19 protein-coding genes and 2 tRNA genes are annotated in these 20,789 nt (G+C 39.9%); 10 read left to right on the plus strand and 11 right to left on the minus strand.

Translation table 11 applies throughout. The features are described 5' to 3' along the window. Window positions 1-24: 24 nt before the first annotated feature. Window positions 25-1,443 carry a bifunctional indole-3-glycerol-phosphate synthase TrpC/phosphoribosylanthranilate isomerase TrpF gene (trpCF, locus tag HSP_RS0108650; RefSeq protein ID WP_007524966.1) on the minus strand — a complete coding sequence of 473 codons (1,419 nt, stop codon included), beginning with the start codon at window positions 1,441-1,443 and terminating at the stop codon, window positions 25-27. A gap of 67 nt (window positions 1,444-1,510) precedes the next feature. Here trpCF and HSP_RS0108655 point away from each other — a divergent pair, with 67 nt between their 5' ends. Genes HSP_RS0108655 through HSP_RS11260 form a run of 3 tightly spaced genes read left to right on the plus strand, consistent with a single transcriptional unit; the run spans window position 1,511 to window position 2,717 of the window. After that, complete coding sequence (locus tag HSP_RS0108655; RefSeq protein WP_007525159.1) at window positions 1,511-1,822, plus strand: YqcC family protein; 312 nt, start codon at window positions 1,511-1,513, stop codon at window positions 1,820-1,822. A 3-nt stretch (window positions 1,823-1,825) separates the two neighbouring features. Further along, on the plus strand, window positions 1,826-2,572 hold the full coding sequence (gene truC, locus HSP_RS0108660) for a tRNA pseudouridine(65) synthase TruC (protein WP_007524921.1): 747 nt from the start codon (window positions 1,826-1,828) through the stop codon (window positions 2,570-2,572). Next, window positions 2,565-2,717, plus strand: a complete 153-nt coding sequence (locus HSP_RS11260; RefSeq protein WP_007525180.1) for a YoaH family protein — start codon at window positions 2,565-2,567, stop codon at window positions 2,715-2,717. The genes truC and HSP_RS11260 overlap by 8 nt, the downstream gene beginning before the upstream one ends. 29 nt (window positions 2,718-2,746) lie before the next feature. On the opposite strand, the gene rdgB is transcribed toward HSP_RS11260, so the two are convergent. The 8 genes from rdgB to mepM all read right to left on the minus strand — a co-directional run bounded on the left by rdgB (window position 2,747) and on the right by mepM (window position 11,622). Then, window positions 2,747-3,337, minus strand: a complete 591-nt coding sequence (rdgB, locus tag HSP_RS0108670; RefSeq protein ID WP_007524636.1) for an RdgB/HAM1 family non-canonical purine NTP pyrophosphatase — start codon at window positions 3,335-3,337, stop codon at window positions 2,747-2,749. A gap of 10 nt (window positions 3,338-3,347) precedes the next feature. Next, window positions 3,348-3,881 (minus strand): GNAT family N-acetyltransferase, encoded by a 534-nt coding sequence (locus tag HSP_RS0108675; protein WP_010129891.1) that lies wholly within the window; start codon window positions 3,879-3,881, stop codon window positions 3,348-3,350. Window positions 3,882-3,936: 55 nt separating this feature from the next. After that, entirely contained in the window at window positions 3,937-5,664 is a 1,728-nt protein-coding gene (narQ, locus tag HSP_RS0108680; RefSeq protein WP_010129892.1) for a nitrate/nitrite two-component system sensor histidine kinase NarQ, read from the minus strand. Then, window positions 5,664-6,482, minus strand: coding sequence for a pyridoxal phosphatase (locus HSP_RS0108685; protein ID WP_007525209.1), 819 nt, complete (start codon window positions 6,480-6,482; stop codon window positions 5,664-5,666). The genes narQ and HSP_RS0108685 overlap by 1 nt, the downstream gene beginning before the upstream one ends. 92 nt (window positions 6,483-6,574) lie before the next feature. Next, entirely contained in the window at window positions 6,575-7,426 is an 852-nt protein-coding gene (locus HSP_RS0108690; RefSeq protein ID WP_007524601.1) for an OmpA family protein, read from the minus strand. 117 nt (window positions 7,427-7,543) lie between these two features. Further along, on the minus strand, window positions 7,544-9,259 hold the full coding sequence (gene recJ, locus HSP_RS0108695) for a single-stranded-DNA-specific exonuclease RecJ (protein ID WP_007524872.1): 1,716 nt from the start codon (window positions 9,257-9,259) through the stop codon (window positions 7,544-7,546). Between the two features lie 104 nt (window positions 9,260-9,363). Beyond that, entirely contained in the window at window positions 9,364-10,056 is a 693-nt protein-coding gene (dsbC, locus tag HSP_RS0108700; RefSeq protein ID WP_007525022.1) for a bifunctional protein-disulfide isomerase/oxidoreductase DsbC, read from the minus strand. Between the two features lie 18 nt (window positions 10,057-10,074). Then, complete coding sequence (gene mepM / locus HSP_RS0108705) at window positions 10,075-11,622, minus strand: murein DD-endopeptidase MepM (protein ID WP_007525392.1); 1,548 nt, start codon at window positions 11,620-11,622, stop codon at window positions 10,075-10,077. Between the two features lie 126 nt (window positions 11,623-11,748). On the opposite strand from mepM, the gene znuC reads away from it, so the two are divergent. The 6 genes from znuC to HSP_RS11670 all read left to right on the plus strand — a co-directional run bounded on the left by znuC (window position 11,749) and on the right by HSP_RS11670 (window position 19,233). After that, on the plus strand, window positions 11,749-12,555 hold the full coding sequence (gene znuC / locus HSP_RS0108710) for a zinc ABC transporter ATP-binding protein ZnuC (protein WP_010129894.1): 807 nt from the start codon (window positions 11,749-11,751) through the stop codon (window positions 12,553-12,555). Window positions 12,556-12,744: 189 nt separating this feature from the next. Then, the gene (gene sucA / locus HSP_RS0108715) at window positions 12,745-15,558 is read left to right on the plus strand and encodes a 2-oxoglutarate dehydrogenase E1 component (protein WP_007525267.1); all 2,814 of its coding nucleotides are present in this window, start codon (window positions 12,745-12,747) and stop codon (window positions 15,556-15,558) included. A 69-nt stretch (window positions 15,559-15,627) separates the two neighbouring features. Beyond that, window positions 15,628-16,854 (plus strand): 2-oxoglutarate dehydrogenase complex dihydrolipoyllysine-residue succinyltransferase, encoded by a 1,227-nt coding sequence (odhB, locus tag HSP_RS0108720; RefSeq protein WP_007524073.1) that lies wholly within the window; start codon window positions 15,628-15,630, stop codon window positions 16,852-16,854. 108 nt (window positions 16,855-16,962) lie between these two features. Then, window positions 16,963-18,129, plus strand: coding sequence for an ADP-forming succinate--CoA ligase subunit beta (gene sucC / locus HSP_RS0108725; protein ID WP_007524364.1), 1,167 nt, complete (start codon window positions 16,963-16,965; stop codon window positions 18,127-18,129). Next, on the plus strand, window positions 18,130-18,999 hold the full coding sequence (gene sucD, locus HSP_RS0108730; RefSeq protein WP_007524543.1) for a succinate--CoA ligase subunit alpha: 870 nt from the start codon (window positions 18,130-18,132) through the stop codon (window positions 18,997-18,999). It begins immediately after the preceding gene. A 105-nt stretch (window positions 19,000-19,104) separates the two neighbouring features. After that, window positions 19,105-19,233, plus strand: coding sequence for a transposase-like zinc-binding domain-containing protein (locus HSP_RS11670; RefSeq protein WP_424320154.1), 129 nt, complete (start codon window positions 19,105-19,107; stop codon window positions 19,231-19,233). A 74-nt stretch (window positions 19,234-19,307) separates the two neighbouring features. On the opposite strand, the gene HSP_RS0108735 is transcribed toward HSP_RS11670, so the two are convergent. Next, a tRNA-Cys gene (locus HSP_RS0108735) sits at window positions 19,308-19,381 on the minus strand. 23 nt (window positions 19,382-19,404) lie between these two features. Then, window positions 19,405-19,480: transfer RNA gene (locus HSP_RS0108740), tRNA-Gly, on the minus strand. Between the two features lie 199 nt (window positions 19,481-19,679). Between HSP_RS0108740 and HSP_RS0108745 the strand changes: the two genes are divergently transcribed. After that, window positions 19,680-20,726, plus strand: a complete 1,047-nt coding sequence (locus HSP_RS0108745) for an ABC transporter substrate-binding protein (protein WP_007525190.1) — start codon at window positions 19,680-19,682, stop codon at window positions 20,724-20,726. Window positions 20,727-20,789 lie beyond the last annotated feature (63 nt).

Genomic DNA, 20,789 nt, shown 5'->3' on the forward strand with positions numbered 1-20,789 from the left:
ATTGAAATAGCTATATGTAGATTTTTAAGCTTTCAAAAGTTGAATTGCACAAGCGGTCAATTTAACCAGATCTTTTACGCCTTTATTTTGTTCAATTCCAGAGTTGAGATCAACCCCTAAGCAGCCTTGTGCTAAGGCTTGCTCAATATTATCAGGCGAAATTCCGCCCGCTAATAAAGCTTTATTTTTAAGACTTTGCGGAATAAGCGACCAATCAAACGTTTTGCCCGTCCCCCCCTGTTGTGTGCCATGTTGTGAATCTAAAACATAACGACTCACGCGAGGGTTTTCCGTAAAGTGAATTTGGCCAGCTTCTGTTGATACTGATAATGCCTTCCAGATTTGAATACCTTCGCCTAATTTTTCGGCTAATTCGGCAATATAGATCTCATCTTCATCACCATGAAGCTGCACCGCAAATAGCGAAAGTTGTTTTGCAATTTTCTCAACAAATTCGACCGCTTGATTTTGGAATACGCCCACATAGCGCAGTGGTGCATGCACAACTAACTCTTGTGCTTGGCGTAGTGAAAGCTGACGCGGTGAACCTTCTGCAAAAATCAATCCGCCATATAAATAACCTAACTGATAAACCGCTTGAATATCTTCAATACGAGTAAGCCCGCAAACTTTATTCTCACCATAAATCACATTTCTTACTGCATTATTGAGATCTGAACTTCCCATTAAGCTACTGCCAATCAAAAATGCTTTGGCAAATGGCTTGATTGTTTTAACTTGTTGGTGATCATAAATCCCCGATTCCGAGACTAAACAAACATCAGACGGAATTTGTGCTTGATATTTTTCAACAAGCTGTACAATGCGATTCATATCAATGGTTAGTGTATGAAGATCACGATTGTTTACCCCAATGACTTTTGCACCTAATGCTAATGCCCGTTCAAATTCGGCTTCGTTACTGGTTTCCGTTAAAATGCCCATACCTAATGAGTGTGCTACGTCTGCTAGTTCACGATAAGTTTCATCATCTAATACTGAAAGCATCAATAAAATCGCATCGGCTTGATGAAAACGCGCTAAATAGACTTGATAAGCAGAAATCATGAAATCTTTGCATAAAATCGGCTGGCTGGTTTGCGCACTAACTTGGTTTAAATAAGCAAAATCGCCTTGGAAATATTGTTCATCGGTCAGTACGGAAATTGCAGTAGCATAATGTTTATACACTTGCGCAATCGCATCTAAATCAAATTCAGCACGAATTAAGCCCTTTGACGGTGAAGCTTTTTTACACTCTAAAATATACGCGGGTACATCATGCGTGCCTTGCTTCATTGCCGCATAAAAGTTACGTTCACTTTTTGTGATTTTCGCTTGAAATTCGGAAAGCGGGAATGCTTGTTGCTTCTGCGCTACCCAAATCGCTTTATCTTGCACAATTTTTTGTAAGATTGTTGGTTGTGTTTGTAATTGTTGCATTAGTCGAACCTGCTTAAAAGTGTTAAAATTGCGTTCAATATTACCTTACTCATTTAAAATAGAAAATATGGAATCTCGTTTAAAACAACATTTAATTGATTTAGAAACAGCCTTAAAAGCGCATAAACAATGGGAGTCGATTGCCCCAAGCGCAGAGGCTTTAGCAAGTACTCAACCGTTTTGTGTAGAATCATTAAGCCCAACACAATGGCTACAATGGATCTTTATTCCTCGCATGCATGCTTTATTAGAAGCTAAAGCCACATTGCCTCGTAATTTTGCTATTACGCCTTATTTGGAAGAAGCATTAAAAAACGAAATCTATCTAAGTGCGATTACACAACCTGTGCTAGCCATTGAATTATTGCTGAAAGATTAAGCCATGCTGTTAGATATTCTTTATCAAGATGAGGAGCTGATTGCAATCAATAAACCGGCGGGAATGTTGGTTCATCGCAGTTGGTTAGATAAGCATGAAACCCAATTTGCCATGCAAACATTGCGCGATCAAATTGGTCAGCATGTTTTTCCGATTCATCGCTTAGACCGCCCAACCTCAGGTGTATTGCTTTTTGCGCTAAATAGTGAAATGGCACGCTTAATGAGCGAACAATTTGAACAGCATCAAACACAAAAAAGTTATTTGGCGGTTGTGCGTGGCTATTTAGAGGGAGAAGGCGAAATTGATTATCCGCTGAAAGTGATTTTAGATAAGATTGCGGATAAATTCAGCCAAGAGAAAGAGGCTCAGCAAGCGGTCACTTTTTATCGACAACTTGCAAAAGTCGAAATGCCTTATCCAGCGGGAAAACATAGTTCTGCTCGTTATAGTTTGGTCGCACTTTTCCCAAAAACTGGACGAAAACATCAACTCAGACGGCATATGAAACATCTGTTTCATCCGATTATGGGCGACAGTAAATATGGCGATTTACACCAAAATCGCGCATTAACTACACATACTGGATGCTCACGTTTAATGTTGCATGCTTATCAGCTAAGTTTTAAGCACCCCAAAACGCAACAAGTAATTACAATTTGCGCCCCACTAGATGAACAATGGCAACAACTTTGCCAACATTTTAATTGGCCGATTCAGCATATTTTATCAGGAGCATTAAATGGATGACGCGTTACTTTCACTCACACATGAACAGCAACAAGCTGCCGTAGAAGAGATTCAAAAGCTTGCCCAACAAGGCATTCCAATGGGCGAAGCAATTCAAATTATTGCCAATCGCTTACGCGAGCAACATCAAGCGAATAAGCCATAAAACAAAACGCCGATAAACGGCGTTTTTGATTAACGGCTTAATTGTGCTTTTAATAAAGCTAAGGCATTCCCACGGTGAGACACCGATTTTTTCTCTGCCGATGACAACTCTGCAAAAGTGCATCCTTTAGGTGGATAGAAAAAGAGAGAGTCATAACCAAAGCCATTTTCGCCGCGTTCTTCATACAAAATTTCACCCTGACATTCGCCTAATGCAATAATTGGGTTCGGGTCTGTCTCATGGCGTAAGAAAACTAAACAGCAGACGAATTTTGCTTGGCGATCTGTTTTATCTGTCATTTCTCGTAAAAGTTTTTGACGATTTTGTGCATCATCGGCCTCTTCACCTGCATAACGCGCAGAATAAAGCCCTGGTGCACCACCTAATGCCAAAACAGCTAAGCCGGAATCATCGGCAATCGCAGGTAAACCAGTCATTTTAGAAGCATAACGTGCTTTTAATAATGCATTTTCTACAAAAGTTAACCCGGTTTCTTCTGGCGAATCTAAGTTAAATTCACTTTGTGCCAACACTTCAAAGCCAAAACTTCCTAGCACATCTGCCATCTCTTTGACTTTGCCTTGGTTTCCTGTGGCAAGTACTACTTTCATTTTATCCATTGGATTTTCCTTATTCATTTTTCTGAGTTTCAATGCCTTTTTGGTAAGACATCATCAATAATGTTCGCCAGCAATCAGGTTCTTGCTCTGTTTGCTTCATATTTGCAATATTGAGAAAACGCCCCCATTCAGCAAAACCATGCTTTTTCATCAAATTCTGACTGACTTCATTTAATTCAAACACATATGCCATCAAAGTATGGATGCCATGGTTAAGCATTTCTGCTTGCATAAATTCAATAATTTGAGAGCCATAGCCTTTGCCTTTAGCCTCTTCAGCCAAATAGATGCTGATTTCTGAAGTTGGTGCAAATGCTGCGCGCTCATAAAACGGAGAAAAACTAAACCAACCTGCAACACCAGTTTCATCTTCCACTGTCCAAATAGGATATTTCTCACTGGTTAAATGAAAATCGAACCACGCACGGCGATTTTCTTTGGTCGCGAAAGTTAAATCCGCCGTGATTTGTTTAGTTGGAATCGCTAAGTTATAAATAGCTAAAATGGCTTCAAAATCCGCTTCTGTTGATTTGCGAATTTGCATGGTTATTTTCTCTCCTTATCTCTTTTATCTCAATTTGCAAAAATCCAAAAAAATCCTACCGCTTGCTCGCTAAATTTGGCAAGACAACTTTTATCATCGTGCCTGATATGCCTTCTTCTTCAGGACGATCACCAATACTTAACTCACCATTAAGCTCTGAAGCGCGCTCTTTCATAATCATGAGCCCATAATGTCCACTAGGCTCAATCGCTTGGCCAATTCCCTTACCGTTATCGCGAATAATCAGACAAGGTTCTCCATCAGCGTTAATCTCTGCGATAACCTCAATCAATGAAGCGTTTGCATGTTTAATTGCATTGGTAACGGCTTCACGAACAATTTGTAGCACATGCACTTGTTGTTGAGCATTAAACATTAACGATGGCAATCGACAATCTAGCACTATTTTTGCTGATGTTCGGCTTCGTAAGCTATCCAAAACATTTTCTAATGCCCGTGTAAGATTTGCTTCTTCAATCGTTAATCGGAATGTAGAAAGTAGCTCTCTTAATTGGCTATAAGCACCATTTAACGCTTGTTCTAAGTCTGACAAAATTGCTTTTTGATTCGCTAACTTTTGCGGGTCTTCACAATTTCGTTTTAATAAACTCACTTGAATTTTCAAGAACGTAAGCGATTGTGCTAAAGAATCATGCAACTCACGCGCGATGATCGCCCGCTCTTCCATTAAAATCAGTTGTTGTTGCTGTTTATGATTTTGTACTACATAAATGCTACGTCCAATCATTTCTGCGACACTGTGAATTAAACGCTCATCTGGACAAAGCAATGAGGATTTCCAGCGCAACATCGCAACTTTTTCATTCTCAATCGCAATTTCATGATAACGCCATGCTTTTAACAGATCGTTATCTAATTCAACATTCCAATAATCTGCGCCATAAACATCAATACCAATTCCAATAAGCTGCTCATTATTTAAAACCGTTTCTAATACCTGTTTCAATAAGCTTTGGTTAATTGGTTTAGAAGTTAAAATTTGGGAACAATGATAAAGCACCATCAATGAACGGTTTACTGCCGTAAGACGACGAGTTTTATCCTGCACTTTATCTTCTAATGAGGTGTAAAAACGGCTGAGTTCATCGGCCATTTCAGTAAATGCGCGAGAAAAAACGCCCAATTCATTCGGTTCATCCGTTGCTAATTGAATGTGGTTAAAATCTCGATTTTGCACCTGTTGGCTGGCTGTAACTAATTTATCTAAATGTCGAATAACGTGGCGACGTGTGTACCATACGCCATAATAAGCGAGCGCGACAATCAGCAACATAGAAAGCACGATAATGCCAATCGCAATATCTAGTTTGCGCTCTGCTTGTTTTTGTAATGCCACAACAAATTGATCGGCTTTATCCACGTAATTGCTAATATTCGCAGAATAACTGGCTTTATCCTGTTTAAGAATATAATCTGCCATTTCTTGCCAGTCTGCTTTAAGCTCTTTATAGCTCTCTTGCATTTCACTTGAAACAAGCCAACTTGAGGAAAAGGCACGTTTTTCTAATTGTTGAAGGTCGTTTTGATAATCAGCTAAGCGTTCAGGTAACCGTGCAGGGTATTGATCCATTTCATATAAAAAACGGTAGCTTTGGAAACGCAAAGAGCCTGATAAGTTTATCAGGCTAGCATCGGATTGGTTGCTCCACATAATGCCAAAAGAGATGACACTAATCAGTGTAGCAAAGGCAATCATAATAAAGAAATAACGCCCAATGCGATAAGCAATCGAGTGTTTAGACTGAGTAAGTACGCTACGCATTAGAGATCAAAAAGCGTTTTTAAGGTTTGAGCAATACTATCTTCACTATTTGGTCCGATAGTTTGTTTAGCAGCAGCTTGAACATCGGTTTCAGAACCTGCCATTGCAATTCCTAATCCGACCGCTTGTAACATAGAAATATCATTAAAGTTATCGCCAAAAGCAACAACCGCTTGCGGATCAATATTTTCCATTTCTAACAATTCTAATAATCGCGTGCCTTTGCCATTACCAACCGCGGTAATATCAACTCTATCAACCCAAGACCATTCAGCACTAACTTGATCGGTTGGCAAGGTTTCAACAAAAGCACGCATTTTAGCTAAATCAGGATCACTAATCAGCACTTTCCAAACTGTTATACCTTTATCAATTTCTTGTTGGAATTTTTCTACTTGATGGACATCTGGGCGAACCGCTTCAGGGCAACTCGCAACCCATTTTTGGAATTTGGTAAAATGTGGATTTAACTGTTCATAGGTCATTGCATCACGAAAATAAACTGCTGTATGAATGCCCTGTGCTTGCGCACTGTTAATTAAGGAGGAGGCAAGTGTAGGTGAAAGCGGATTGCCTGCTAATACTTTTTCTTGTTTAAAATCGTAAAGATAAGTGCCGTTACAACAAACAACCGGTGTATCTAAATCAATTTCTGCATAATAAGGTCGCACAGCCGTATGATGGCGTCCTGTCACAAAAAAGACCTTAATGCCTTTAGCTCGCGCTTTCTCAATAGCTTCTTTGCTAGAAGCTAAAATTGTGGCATTCGGAGAAAGTAGAGTGCCGTCAAGGTCAAATGCGATAGCCTGATATTGCATAAATCGTTCCTTATTCTGATAGTTAACAAGAAATAAAAAAGGGCAGCTTTCGCTACCCTTCTCATTCTACTGAGTATTCAATACCCTGTAAATTATTTATTACCGTTGTTGTAAGCCGGAGTTTGGTAAAGTGGCGCTGGACCATTAGGACCTGCAACGTTAGCACCTTCTTGTTGTGTTAATACGTTACCACTTGCAGAAATGATTACACGACGGTTAGGACGTAAACAATCTTTCTCTGCTTGACCTTTCATACCTGCACAAGCTTTAACTTGGTTTGCTTTACCGTGACCGATTGCCTCGAATTCAGCGTTCACGCCTTGTTCGATTAAGCGGTTTTTCACGCGGTTAGCACGACGGTTAGATAAGTCTAAGTTATATGCTACTGAACCTAAACGGTCTGTATAACCTTCAATTTTAACTTTTGCAGCACCAGAAGATTTTAATTGTTGAGCAACGTTATCAACCACTTCACGACCTTTCGCAGTTAAAGTATCTTTATCGAAGTCGAATAAGAAGTCACCGCTTAAGTTAAATGAAGAGTTACCATTACAACCATTCGGGTACCAGAAGAAGCTTTGTGCGTTCATGTTTTTGTCAAATAAAATTTTGTATTGACAAATTTTGTGCACGCCTTGCTCACGGTAGTTAAACGCGTAATCCCATTCACGCACGCCGTATAAACCTTCTTCAAAGTGTGGGCGACCAATTAGGTTATAGATTTGGTCTTTGTTCATACCACGTTCAATTTGACGCACATTTTCCCAGTTTGGCCATGAACCAAATTGTGAACCATCATGGTTAAATTCAGATTCGGCAATTTTAGGGAACACTGGGTTCTCCGTAGTACCTTCATCTGTCACCTTGCTTAAATTACCACAAGCTGCGACTGCAAGTGCTACACTTGAAAGTAATAATCCACGAAAAACAGCTGTTTTTTTCATCGTTATTTATTCCTTTATTTGAGTTAAAACTTTTCAGCTCATCAGTTCTAGTTGAATTGAGGCTTTCAAATTCTACAACACTCTTTTTTCTAATTCTAGTTTTATCTATGATATTTATTAAACAATTACGCTTTCAACCCGCAATTGTAAATTACGGTTACCTTTGTATTCATTTATGTCAAGTTTATAAACTAATTTAGCCTGTTTTAAGGAAAAATCAGGGAAAAATCGAGTATCAACATTAAACCAAATTGCATCAAATAATTGGCCATAGGCATTTTCCACCATCATTTTTAAATGCTTGCCTGCTAATAATCTTTGTTGCAAAAGGCGAAAATCCCCTTCAAAAGTCGGTTCAGGGAAATGCTGTCCCCAAGGGCCAGATTGTTGTAATAATTCTGCAATTTCGAGAGAAAATTCACCCGCTTTTAATTCACCATCGGTGTAAATAATCCCTTTTAATTGTTCTGGCGTTAACATCTCATCAATCGTTTCATCAAAGACTTTTTGAAAAGCGCTTAAATTAGCTTGATGTAAGGTTAAACCTGCCGCCATGGCATGCCCGCCAAACTTTAAAATCAGGTTTGGATGTTGTGAATCAATTCGTTCTAACACATCTCGCATATGCAATCCGCTAATTGAACGGGCAGAGCCTTTTAAATATTCACTCTCATCAGATTCTTGCGCAAACACAATAACCGGACGATGAAATTGATCTTTAATGCGAGAAGCTAAAATACCAATAACACCTTGATGCCAATCAGGTTGATAAAGCACAATGCCATGCGCCTGTGCTTCTTGATTAAGTTGTGGTAATTTAGCACAAATGGCTAACGCTTCAGCCTTCATCTCTTGTTCAAAAGATTTTCGGGTTTGATTCAGTTCATCTAACTCTAAAGCTAATTGACGCGCTAAATCCATATTGTCAGTTAATAACAACTCCACACCTAATGACATATTTTCTAAACGTCCAGCAGCATTCAATCTAGGTGCAATTGCAAAACCCAAATCACTTGCTTGCAAAGAATCTAAACTACGTTTTCCCACCTCAATTAAAGCCCGAATGCCTGGACGACAATATCCAGCGCGAATTCTTGCTAATCCTTGCTGAACTAAAATGCGGTTATTCTGATCAAGTGGCACAACATCAGCCACCGTTCCTAATGCAACAAGATCTAATAAATTCGCAATATTCGGTTCTTTTCCATTAAATAGATTACGTTCACGCATTTGGGCTCTTAATGCCATCATGACATAAAAAGTCACACCAACTCCAGCAAGTGATTTAGACGGAAACTCACAATCAACTAAATTAGGATTCACCATTGCATCTGCATCAGGAAGCTGTTCTGCTGGTAAATGGTGATCGGTAACCAATACCTGAACACCATGCGATTTTAATAATGCAATGCCTTCAAAAGATGAGATCCCATTATCCACAGTCATCACTAAATCAGCGCCTTTTGCTAATACCATTTTAGCAACCGCAACACTTAAACCATAGCCTTGCGAGAAACGATCTGGGATTAAATACGCCACATGCTTAAAACCAAACTGGCGTAAAGCTAACATCGCCAATGCTGTGCTAGTTGCACCATCTGCATCAAAATCGCCCACAATGACAATCCGCTTTTGTGTTTGAAAAGCTCCTAAAAGCAACTCAACTGCTGGCTCAATATTTGCTAGTCGATTAGGGGTAAGTAAGGCGGGGAAAGTATGCACAAGCTCTTCGGGAGATTTCACTCCGCGACTTTGGTATAAACGATTGAGTAATGGATGATCTGATAGATGCGCGGTTGTCTGTCTAGCGCGTTGCTGAATAATAGGCTGCACAATGTTCTCTAAAAATTTTCTAATATAAAGCGGTCTGATTTGGTAAAAATTTTACAAAATCAGACCGCTTGTGTCTATAAATAGAATATTTCGTAAATCGGGGTTTATTCGCTTAACATTTTCGCTAATTCTTTAGCCGGCACATATCCCCCGATAACTTCCCCTTTATCCGTGACCATATATGGTGTACCCGTTACGCCAAATTGAATCCCTAATTCATAATGTTTTTTCACCAGATTTGGGGTTTTTAACTCTTTTGGTAAGTTACCCGCTTCAGCATCTTCTAATGCTTTCATACGATCTTTAGCTTGCCAAATTGCTTCCATTTGTTTTGCTGTTTGAGTGTTTACGCCCGCACGAGGAAACGCTAAGAAACGTAATGTAATCCCTTCTTCGTTATAAGCTTTGACATTTTCAAATAAAATATGGCAATAGTGGCAAGTAATATCCATAAATACAGTCACAACATGTTTTTCTTGTTTTGCTGGATAAATAATCATTTCATTACTTAACGCATTAAGGCTTGCCATTTGTGCTTTATGTGTAATGTCTGTCGCTTTACCGTTTTTTAATTCCAGAACGTTAAAATTACCTTGCACAACATATTGACCATTCTCGCTAATGTGTACTATACCTTCATTCGAGGTTGCCAATCTAAACCCTGGTAAAGGCGATTCAGACAAACGAACATTCGTTGCCCCGATTTTTTCTAAGCTGCTTTTTAATGAAGCATCATCTGCCATCGCCGAGCCTGCGAATAATGATAAGGCTAATAAGGCAATTTTGGTCTTTTTCATTTAATTTTCCTATTTCAATTAAAGTTTAAGTTTCGCTTCCACGCTTTTCGCGCGTTCTAAGAAGTTTTTACGTTCTTTGCTTTCCATTCCGGTTCCAGATCCCGGTAATTTAACAGTCATCGGGTTAACTGGACGTCCGTTAATATGGAATTCATAGTGTAAGTGTGGCCCCGTCGAGCCACCTGTGTTTCCAGAAAGCGCAATACGCTCCCCTTTTTTCACTGATTGTCCAGCTCTGACAAGCGGTTTACTCAAGTGCATATAAACAGTCGTAATATGTCCATGGCGAACCTTAATGTAGCGCCCCGCGCCTCGTGCTTGGAATGCCACATGTTCAACTACCCCATCACTAGGTGCGATAACTGGTGTACCCGTTGGTACGCCAAAGTCCACGCCATTATGCGGGCGAACTCGCTTAGTAATTGGATGGAGTCGTCTTGGATTATATGGGGATGATACTCGTGCATTAAATAAAAGCGGAATTCGCGCAAATCCTCGGCTTAAGGTTTCCCCGTGTGAGCTATAATAACGTCCGTTATCCGCTTGAATTGCATAATATTTTTTGCCTTCGTTAGAAACCAAAATCCCTTCCACATTTCCTAAATCAGTCACAGTGCCGTTGATATATTCTCGTTTCACCAAAATAGCAAAACGATCTCCTTTTTTCAATTTGCTAGTTGCAATTTGTGACTGTAATCCGACCGCTAGTTGGTTAATTTGGCGATCCGATAGCCCAACATCTTTTAAGCTAGACGCAAAACTGCCCTGAATCACACCACGAACTACATCTTGACGCCATACCCCTTGCTTCTCAATTTTTTGATAAGCAAAGCTACCGTTACTTTGGCGTTCGTAAATACGTTCTTCTTTTTCAGAAACCAACCAGTTCATATATTCTAGTTCGCCGTGTTTATCCAACACCCAATAAAATTGCTGTCCAGCCTCCAAATTCCCAAGTGAAGGATATTGGCGGATTAAGGCTTTAGCAACAGAATTACCTAAACCAGATTGTTCTAATACGTCTTTTAATTTATCCCCTTTGGTAACCGTATAGCTAAATTGGTCTTGAATGCGTAGCGCTTCATCGGCAACATCTAGCAAATCTTCAATTACTTTTTCTGCTTCTGCTGGTAGTTTTTCTTCAGGTTTATCATCTGTTTTCGCAGTTTCATCGCCTTCTTCTGCATCATCTTCAGAAGCTAATTCATCATCATAAGAAGTCGCATTTTGATCTTCTTTACCCATGCTTTCAGACTCTTCATCTGCTTCCTGTTCTTCTGGTTCGTTTGATTGCGCTGTTTGTATTTCGTTCGGATCAGTTGCTTTTATTGATTCTGTTGGCGTATCGTTTACTATCGTTTGAGTTTCTGTCTGAGTTTCCGTTGCTGCCGGCGCGCGCTCTTCTAACGCAACATAAGCCTGTTGCTCAGGCTCATTTACTGGCGTTTGATTTTTGACGGCAAGTAAAATACCGATACAAACAGAAAAAATCGCAGAAAGAAACAAGATCACTTTTAAGCGATTTTTTTTCTTTCTCCGATCTCTGGCTAAAATAACGTGTTGCAAAATATATCCTAATTCTTTTTCTTTTAAATGCTAATTATTGACAAAATCGTGGCTCAAAAATTCATTCTTGTCATTTTAATCAAAATCCGCTAATTTGATGAGGATTTTTCTTAATTTCTTATTATGATGCAAATTTCTAAACTCACGCCTATTTCATCAAAAAATACTACTGCGCAAGGAGAACCGTTGGTTCAGCTCAAGCATATTGACGTCTCTTTTAACGGCAATCATGCGTTACAAAATATCAATCTTGCCATTTATCCAAATTCAATTACAACCATTGTAGGTCCGAATGGCGGCGGCAAATCAACCTTGCTTAAGGTACTTTTGAAGTTACTCACACCTACAAAAGGCAGCGTTATTCATCAAAAAGGCTTAAAAATCGGCTATGTTCCTCAGAAGTTACATCTTGATCATTCAATGCCGATTACCGTGCATAAGTTTTTATCACTCAAGCCCAATTGTACTGAAACGAATATCCAAGAAGTTTTAACGCTACTCTCGATTACGCATTTAACCGAAAATAGCATGCAAAAACTTTCCGGTGGAGAATTACAGCGTGTGCTTTTAGCGCGTGCAATTTTAAATCACCCACAACTGTTAGTGCTTGATGAACCAATGCAAGGTGTGGATATTACAGGGCAAACGGAACTCTATCAACTACTAAATCACACTAGAAGCTGGTTAAATTGCGCAATTTTAATGGTTTCGCACGATTTAAATATCGTAATGGCCAATACCGATGAGGTATTATGTGTAAACAAACACATCTGTTGCGCGGGTTCTCCAGAAATGATTACCAATGATCCGCATTTTATTCATTTCTTTGGTGACCAATTTGCGAAGAACGTAGCCTTTTACTCACATCACCATAATCACCACCATAATTTACATGGCGATATCTGTAGTGGTGTTTGTCAGTGTGAAAAATAAGCATAACAAGCGGTTAAATTTTTCCAATATTTTGCTAATTTTTATGTAAATAAGAGCTAAAAGGGAGAAGTACTTCTTTTTTTGTTGTTTTTTTGTTAAAAAAATTCAAAAATCTGACTTAGCTCACATTATTTACTTTTGCTTTCGGGTATAATGCGCCTAATCTCCCTCAACACAGGTTAGGTTCATATGCAAAAACAATACAAAAACTTTGATGATTGGTTAGCGTCTTCTCCATTTGGGGGAAGCAACCAGTCCTATATTGAAGAAATCTACGAACAATATTTGGACGATCCTCACTCCGTTGACCCTTCATGGCAAGCCGTCTTTAATAGTTTCCCGACAACCTCAGTGGTTGAACAACCCCACTCTCAAGTTCGTGATTATTTCCGAAAATTAGCCCGCGAAAACATTCCAGAATCCATTAATGTTGTTGACCCAGATGCAGGTGCGCGCCAAGTGCGTTTATTGCAATGGATTAACGCCTATCGTTTCCGTGGCTATACGCAGGCAAATCTTGACCCATTAGGCTATTATCGTTGGAAAACCTCTAGCGTGCCGGAATTAGACTATCAAAGCCATGGCTTTAGCGAGCAAGATCTCAATGAAACCGTGACCGTTGGGAAATATGTTTATGGCAAAGACACCATGAAATTAGGTGAACTTGCCGAAGCGTTAAAGGAAACCTATTTAGGTACTATCGGCCTAGAATTTATGCATGTTCAAGATATGGAACAGCGTAACTGGCTACAAAGCAAAATTGAAACCATCAATAACAAACCGTTATTTACAAAAGCGGAAAAAGTAAATCTATTAGAAGAGTTAACTGCTGCAGATGGTTTAGAACGTTATATTGGTGCGAAATTCCCTGGTGCAAAACGTTTCTCTTTAGAGGGATCTGATGCCTTTATTCCAATGATGAAAGAGATTATCCGCCATGCAAGCCGTAATGGCATTAAAGATATCGTTATGGGAATGGCACACCGTGGTCGCTTAAATATGTTGGTTAACGTATTAGGTAAACGCCCTGAGAATCTCTTTGATGAATTTGCCGGTAAACACGCACATGATAATCGTACTGGTGATGTAAAATATCACCAAGGTTTCTCTTCAGATTTTGCGGTTGATGACAAACGCGTACACCTTACCCTCGCCTTTAACCCATCTCACTTAGAAATTGTAAGCCCTGTGGTCATTGGTGCTGTGCGTGCTCGCCAAGAACGCATAGGCGATAAAGAATTCGAGAAGGTGTTAGCAATTACCGTACATGGAGATTCTGCTATTACGGGTCAAGGTGTTGTACAAGAAACGTTGAATATGTCTAACGCGCGTGGTTATCGTGTTGGTGGTACGATTCGTATTGTGATCAATAACCAAATTGGTTTCACGACATCTAATCCGAACGACACCCGTTCAACCGAATTCTGTACCGATATTGCGAAAATGATCCAAGCACCGATTATTCATGTTAACGGCGATGATCCAGAAGCAGTCGCATTTGCAGCAAGAATGGCGGTGGAATATCGTACAAAATTCAAACGAGATATTTTCATTGACCTCATTTCATATCGTCGTCATGGTCATAATGAAGCCGATGAACCATTAGCAACTCAACCTATGATGTATAGCATCATTAAAAAACATCCAACGCCACGTAAAGTTTATGCAGATCGCTTAACCGCAGAAGGTGTCTTAAATCAAGATGAAGCCACCGAGATGATGAATAACTACCGCGATGCCTTAGATAAAGGCGAATGCGTTGTGCCTGAATGGCGTGAAATGGATATGGCTGCGGTAGATTGGTTGCAATACCTTAACTACGACTGGACTGCGGAATATGAAAACAAATTCCCTGTAGATCGCTTTACCACTTTAGCAAAACGTGTTTCAGAATATCCTGAAAACGTAAAAGCACATTCTCGTGTTGAAAAAATCTATGCTGATCGTAAAGAGATGGCTGATGGTAAAAAATTGCTCGATTGGGGTATGGCTGAAACCATGGCGTACGCAACCTTATTAGATGAAGGCACTCATGTACGTATTTCAGGCGAAGATGCTGGCCGTGGTACATTCTTCCACCGCCATGCTGTAGTCCATAACCAAAACGATGGCACAGGCTTTGTACCATTAACCCATTTACATGCTAACCAAGGTCGCTTCCAAGTATGGGATTCCGTACTCTCTGAAGAAGCCGTGCTTGCATTTGAATATGGTTTTGCAACCACCGATCCGAAAACCTTAACTATTTGGGAAGCTCAATTTGGTGACTTTGCTAACGGTGCACAAATTGTGATTGACCAATTTATTAGCTCGGGCGAACAAAAATGGGGCAGAATGTGTGGCTTAGTCATGTTATTACCACACGGCTATGAAGGACAAGGCCCTGAGCACTCCTCTGCTCGTCTTGAACGTTACCTACAACTTTGTGCTGAACAAAATATTCAGGTATGTATCCCGAGTACACCTGCACAGGTTTACCATATGTTACGTCGCCAAGCATTACGCAAAATGCGTCGTCCATTAGTTGCGATTTCTCCAAAATCATTATTACGCCATCCATTAGCTGTTTCGCGTTTAGAAGAACTGACCGATGGTACATTCCAAAATGTGATTGGCGAAATTGATGAAATTAACCCTAAAGCAGTGAAACGCGTTATTCTTTGTTCAGGTAAAGTCTATTACGACTTACTTGAAGAGCGCCGTAAAAATAATCAAACCGACATTGCGATTATTCGTATCGAACAACTTTATCCATTCCCTTATACCGATATGGCAAAAGTGCTTGAACCTTATGCGCATGTTACAGATTTCGTTTGGTGCCAAGAAGAACCATTAAACCAAGGGGCGTGGTATTGTAGTAAACATAACTTTGAAGCTTCTATTCCAAAAGGCGCTTCATTGACTTTAGTCAGCCGCCCTGCATCAGCATCACCAGCGGTGGGTTATGTTTCATTACATAATCAGCAACAACGTGAAATCATTGAAAAAGCATTAAGTTTATAATCGCATAAACGATTGATGATAACCGAAGCAAATTCTTTCTTCGGTTATCCATAAAAAAGGAAGAACAAAATGACTATTGAAATTCTTACTCCCGTATTACCTGAATCTGTAGCTGATGCGACTGTCGCAACTTGGCATAAAAAAGCTGGGGACCGCATTAAGCGCGATGAAGTTTTAGTGGAAATTGAAACGGATAAAGTGGTATTAGAAGTGCCGGCACCGGTTGATGGTGTATTAGCTGAAATTTTACAAGAAACTGGCGCAACCGTTATTTCACAACAAGTTTTAGGTAAAATTTCTACACAACAAGCGGGCGATATTATTGAAACTTCTGCAAAACCTGATGTAGAACCAACCCCGAGCGATCGCCACACTTCTGCGATTGAAAACGACCATTCTGATGCAGATTCTCAAGGCCCAGCCATTCGCCGTTTATTAGCTGAACACGGGATTGAAGCACACAAAGTACAAGGCACTGGCGTGGGCGGTCGTTTAACGCGCGAAGATATCAATGCTTATATTGCTAAACAACAAGCACAAACTGCAAGAACTGAAGCAAGCGAATCCAATACAATCAGCACCGTTGCTTACTCTGCACGTAGTGAAAAACGCGTGCCGATGACCCGTTTACGTAAACGTATCGCAGAACGTTTATTAGAAGCGAAAAACAGTACTGCAATGCTTACCACCTTTAATGAAGTGGATATGAAACCGATTATGGATTTACGCAAAACTTATGGCGATAAATTCGAAAAACAACATGGTGTGCGATTAGGCTTTATGTCGTTCTACATTAAAGCTGTGGTGGAAGCATTAAAACGCTATCCTGAAGTTAACGCGTCTATTGATGGCGACGATGTGGTTTATCACAACTATTTCGACATCAGTATTGCTGTTTCTACCCCACGCGGTTTAGTTACTCCAGTAGTACGCAACTGCGACAAACTTTCGATGGCAGATATTGAAAAAACCATCAAAGTGTTAGCTGAAAAAGGGCGTGACGGCAAACTCACCGTAGAAGATTTAACTGGTGGTAACTTCACGATTACCAATGGTGGTGTTTTTGGTTCATTGATGTCTACGCCAATTATCAACCCACCGCAAAGCGCCATTTTAGGCATGCATGCGATTAAAGAGCGTCCTGTTGCTGTAGATGGTCAGGTGGTAATTCGCCCAATGATGTATTTAGCGCTTTCTTACGATCACCGTTTAATTGATGGTCGTGAGTCTGTCGGCTTCTTAGTTGCTGTACGTGATTTATTAGAAGATCCAACACGCTTATTACTTGAAATTTAAGCCTTTTTACTAATGGCCGTTTGAAATAAACAAGCGGTCATTTTTATACTGGCATTTGCAAATTTTCACAAAAATTTAGTCTCGACTTATTTAGTAAAAGGAGAAGGTATGAATCTACATGAATACCAAGCCAAACAGATTTTAGCGGAATATCAACTTCCAATTAGCCAAGGTATTGTATGCCAATCTGCCGATGAAGTTGCCAGTGCTTTAAAACGCCTAAACGGTGAATCATGGGCAGCCAAATGTCAGATTCATGGTGGTGGTCGAGGAAAAGCCGGTGGTGTGAAATTAGTTCACAATGAAGAAGAAGCTCGTCGCTTTGCCGATCTTTGGTTAGGTCAACGTTTAGTGACTTTCCAAACCGATGCGCAAGGCCAGCCTGTTGATTACATTTACATTGAAGAAACCTGTCAAATTGCACAAGAACTTTATTTAAGTGCCGTGATTGACCGCAGTGCACAAAAAATCGTGTTTATTGCTTCTTCTGCGGGTGGAATGAACATTGAAGAAGTCGCAGCTCAAACACCACATTTGCTTTTTAAAACCGAAATCGACCCGCTTGTAGGCGGACAACCCTATCAAGGCAGAGAGTTAGCCTTCAAATTAGGGTTAAAAGAAAAAGCGGTTCATCAATTTGCTGATCTTTTCGTGAAACTTGCTAAACTCTTTGTTGAGAAAGATTTAGCTCTACTTGAAATCAACCCGTTAATTCTTACCCCTGATAATAAGTTGATTTGCTTAGATGGCAAAATGATTGTGGATAATAACGCTCTTTATCGCCAACCTGCGCTAAAAGCGATGCAAGATCCAAAACAAGAAGACCCACGAGAAGCAGAAGCGGCTGAATGGGAGCTTAACTATGTTGCATTAGACGGCAATATTGGCTGTATGGTAAACGGTGCAGGGCTTGCAATGGGCACTATGGATATTGTGAAATTACATGGCGGTCAACCTGCTAACTTCTTAGATGTTGGTGGTGGCGCAACGAAAGAGCGTGTTGCCCAAGCATTTAAACTAATTCTTTCGGATAGCAAAGTGAAAGCCGTGTTAGTTAACATTTTCGGCGGTATTGTGCGTTGTGACTTAATTGCCGATGGTATTATTGCAGCCTTCAATGAAGTGGGCGTGCATGTGCCAGTCATTGTTCGACTTGAAGGCACTAACGCAGAGCAAGGGCGTGAAATTCTTGCCAAAAGTGGATTAAGCATTATTCCAGCAAAAAGTTTAACAGAAGCAGCAACACTTTCTGTTCGTGCAGCGGAGGAAAATTAAATGGCGATTTTAATTGATAAAAATACAAAAGTAATCTGCCAAGGTTTTACTGGTGGACAAGGAACATTCCATAGTGAACAAGCCTTAGCTTATGGTACCCAATTAGTAGGTGGTGTCTCTCCTAATAAAGGTGGCACAATACATTTAGGCTTACCTGTATTTAACACCGTGCGTGAAGCCGTAGAAGCCACTGGCGCAACAGCAACGGTTATCTATGTACCAGCTGCTTTTTGTAAAGATGCCATTTTAGAAGCGATTGATGCTGGTATTCAATTAATTGTTTGTATTACCGAAGGCATTCCAACCTTGGATATGGTGCTAGTAAAACAAAAATTAAAAGAAACTGGCGTGCGTATGATTGGGCCTAACTGCCCAGGCGTCATTACACCAGGTGAATGCAAAATCGGCATTATGCCAGGCAGCATTCATAAAAAAGGTAAAGTCGGCATTGTTTCCCGTTCAGGTACGCTTACTTATGAAGCGGTAAAACAAACTACCGATGAAGGTTTTGGGCAATCAACTTGCGTAGGCATCGGTGGTGACCCAATTCCAGGTTCTAACTTTATTGATATTCTTAAACTCTTCCAAGAAGATCCTGAAACAGAAGCGATTGTCATGATTGGTGAAATTGGTGGCACTGCAGAAGAAGAAGCGGCAGCGTTCATTAAAACAAATGTAACGAAACCTGTTGTGAGCTACATTGCTGGTGTGACTGCACCAAAAGGTAAACGAATGGGGCACGCAGGCGCAATTATCAGTGGTGGAAAAGGCACAGCCGATGAAAAATTTGCAGCCTTAGAAGTCGCAGGCGTGAAAACGGTAAGAAGCCTAGCCGATATCGGCCAAGCGCTTAAAAGCTTACTTGGCTAACCTTCAGTATTTTGTAAATTTTTAGCCATATAGGACAAAATAGTTGGTAAAAAGGTGCTTAAAGCCTTATAGTACAAGGCTTTAAGCACACTTTTTGAAATATGAATAAAAAACTGTCCTTTTTGCTTACACTCTTCTATTCAGAAGCATGTCAGACAAAATAATCTTCAACGCTATAAATGTTTCCATTGCAATAAAACATTTACGTTTAAATCTAAATTAAATCCTAACTAAATTTGGTTAGATTGTTCCGTTGGTTTTGTCCTATATGCCGAGATATATTAAATTAAGTATTAAAAAATAGATAATGGAGGCGTGTCCCGGAGTCGAACCGAGCTACATGGATTTGCAATCCAGTGCATAACCGCTTTGCTAACACGCCTAAGATTTGAACGATGAAGAAAATGGAGCGGGAAACGAGGCTCGAACTCGCGACCCCGACCTTGGCAAGGTCGTGCTCTACCAACTGAGCTATTCCCGCGTTTGGAGGTTCTCTAGAAGAGATGCTGCGTATTTTACGGATTTTAAGAGTGCTGTCAAACAGAAATTTTAAAAATAATTTTATATGCCGAAAAATTCTGCATTATGCCGAACTTTTATTAGCAAGATACATTGCAATAAGGAAATTAAATGCTACACTTGGCAACTCAATTCCCCTAATATATGTAGGATTATAACACATGAAACACGCATTAAAAAAAATCACATTAGCTAGCAGCTTAGCAATCGCTGCACTTACATCGCAAAGTGCTCAGGCAGAAGGAAGACTTACCATTTATTGCACTGTGCAAAATCAAGCATGTGAAGATGTTGCGCAGCGCTTTAGTCAAAAGTATGATGTGAAAACCTCTTTTATTCAAGCTAGTACAGGTACTGTATTAGGTAAATTAAAAGCTGAAAAAGATAATCCACAGGCTGATGTTTGGTATGGCGGTACGATTGAACCTCACTTTCAAGCAGGAGAGTTAGGTTTACTTGAGGCATATCGTCCGAAAAATCAGGCTAATATTCTGCCTCAATTTAAAAATTTAATGAGTTCATCGAAAGGGGAATATACCTCTGCTACATATATGTTAGTGTTGGGAATTGGCGTAAATACGGAGAAACTTGCAAAATTAGGCTTACCAATGCCGAAAACATGGGATGATTTACTTGACCCAAAACTTAGTGGTGAAATTCAGCTGCCAGATCCTCGTTCATCAGGCACAACCTTTACAGCAATGGCAACCTTTATCTCTTTAATGGGAGAGGAAAAAGCCTTTGAATATTTGAAGAAATTAGATCAAAACATTTCGCAATATCCAAAAAGTAATTTAGTCACCACGAATTTAACACGTGGTGAAATTACAGAAAGTATTGGTTTTATTCATGCTTATACTACGGAAAAAGAAAAAGGGGCACCGATTGAATATGTGATTCCAGAAGGCAAAGTGGGTTATGCATTAGGTGGAACAAGCATTATCAAAAATGCACGTAATTTAGAAAACGCGAAATTATTTGCAGATTTTGTGCTATCTAAAGAAATTCAAGAAATGCCATGGCGTGATCACAAACTTTACCAAATTCCAGTCACCGTAGATGCGCAAGCCTCAGAGAAATCGCCAGAGCCGAAAAAATTAGATTTAATCGAATTTGATTTTGATAAATTTGGTTCGAGCGAAGAAGGCAAGCGTTTGATTGATAAATGGTTAAATGATGTCAAACTTGCTAATAAATTAACAAAATAATCTAATGAAATGTCGCAAGCGGTTAATTCTTTGTTACACTTTGCAAAAAGTTACACAAAATTA

It is taken from the genome of Haemophilus sputorum CCUG 13788, from assembly GCF_000238795.1.
Taxonomy (GTDB): Bacteria; Pseudomonadota; Gammaproteobacteria; order Enterobacterales; family Pasteurellaceae; genus Haemophilus_A; species Haemophilus_A sputorum.

Bases quoted from the DNA above. Each gene is read 5' to 3' on its own strand.
- odhB (WP_007524073.1), top strand. From the start codon at position 15,628: ATGACTATTGAAATTCTTACTCCCGTATTACCTGAATCTGTAGCTGAT.
- HSP_RS0108675 (WP_010129891.1), bottom strand. From the start codon at position 3,881: ATGCAAATTCGCAAATCAACAGAAGCGGATTTTGAAGCCATTTTAGCT.
- HSP_RS0108655 (WP_007525159.1), top strand. From the start codon at position 1,511: ATGGAATCTCGTTTAAAACAACATTTAATTGATTTAGAAACAGCCTTA.
- narQ (WP_010129892.1), bottom strand. From the start codon at position 5,664: ATGCGTAGCGTACTTACTCAGTCTAAACACTCGATTGCTTATCGCATT.
- trpCF (WP_007524966.1), bottom strand. From the start codon at position 1,443: ATGCAACAATTACAAACACAACCAACAATCTTACAAAAAATTGTGCAA.
- dsbC (WP_007525022.1), bottom strand. From the start codon at position 10,056: ATGAAAAAGACCAAAATTGCCTTATTAGCCTTATCATTATTCGCAGGC.
- HSP_RS11260 (WP_007525180.1), top strand. From the start codon at position 2,565: ATGGATGACGCGTTACTTTCACTCACACATGAACAGCAACAAGCTGCC.
- sucC (WP_007524364.1), top strand. From the start codon at position 16,963: ATGAATCTACATGAATACCAAGCCAAACAGATTTTAGCGGAATATCAA.
- sucA (WP_007525267.1), top strand. From the start codon at position 12,745: ATGCAAAAACAATACAAAAACTTTGATGATTGGTTAGCGTCTTCTCCA.
- sucD (WP_007524543.1), top strand. From the start codon at position 18,130: ATGGCGATTTTAATTGATAAAAATACAAAAGTAATCTGCCAAGGTTTT.
- znuC (WP_010129894.1), top strand. From the start codon at position 11,749: ATGCAAATTTCTAAACTCACGCCTATTTCATCAAAAAATACTACTGCG.
- HSP_RS0108685 (WP_007525209.1), bottom strand. From the start codon at position 6,482: ATGCAATATCAGGCTATCGCATTTGACCTTGACGGCACTCTACTTTCT.
- HSP_RS0108745 (WP_007525190.1), top strand. From the start codon at position 19,680: ATGAAACACGCATTAAAAAAAATCACATTAGCTAGCAGCTTAGCAATC.
- truC (WP_007524921.1), top strand. From the start codon at position 1,826: ATGCTGTTAGATATTCTTTATCAAGATGAGGAGCTGATTGCAATCAAT.
- rdgB (WP_007524636.1), bottom strand. From the start codon at position 3,337: ATGGATAAAATGAAAGTAGTACTTGCCACAGGAAACCAAGGCAAAGTC.
- HSP_RS0108690 (WP_007524601.1), bottom strand. From the start codon at position 7,426: ATGAAAAAAACAGCTGTTTTTCGTGGATTATTACTTTCAAGTGTAGCA.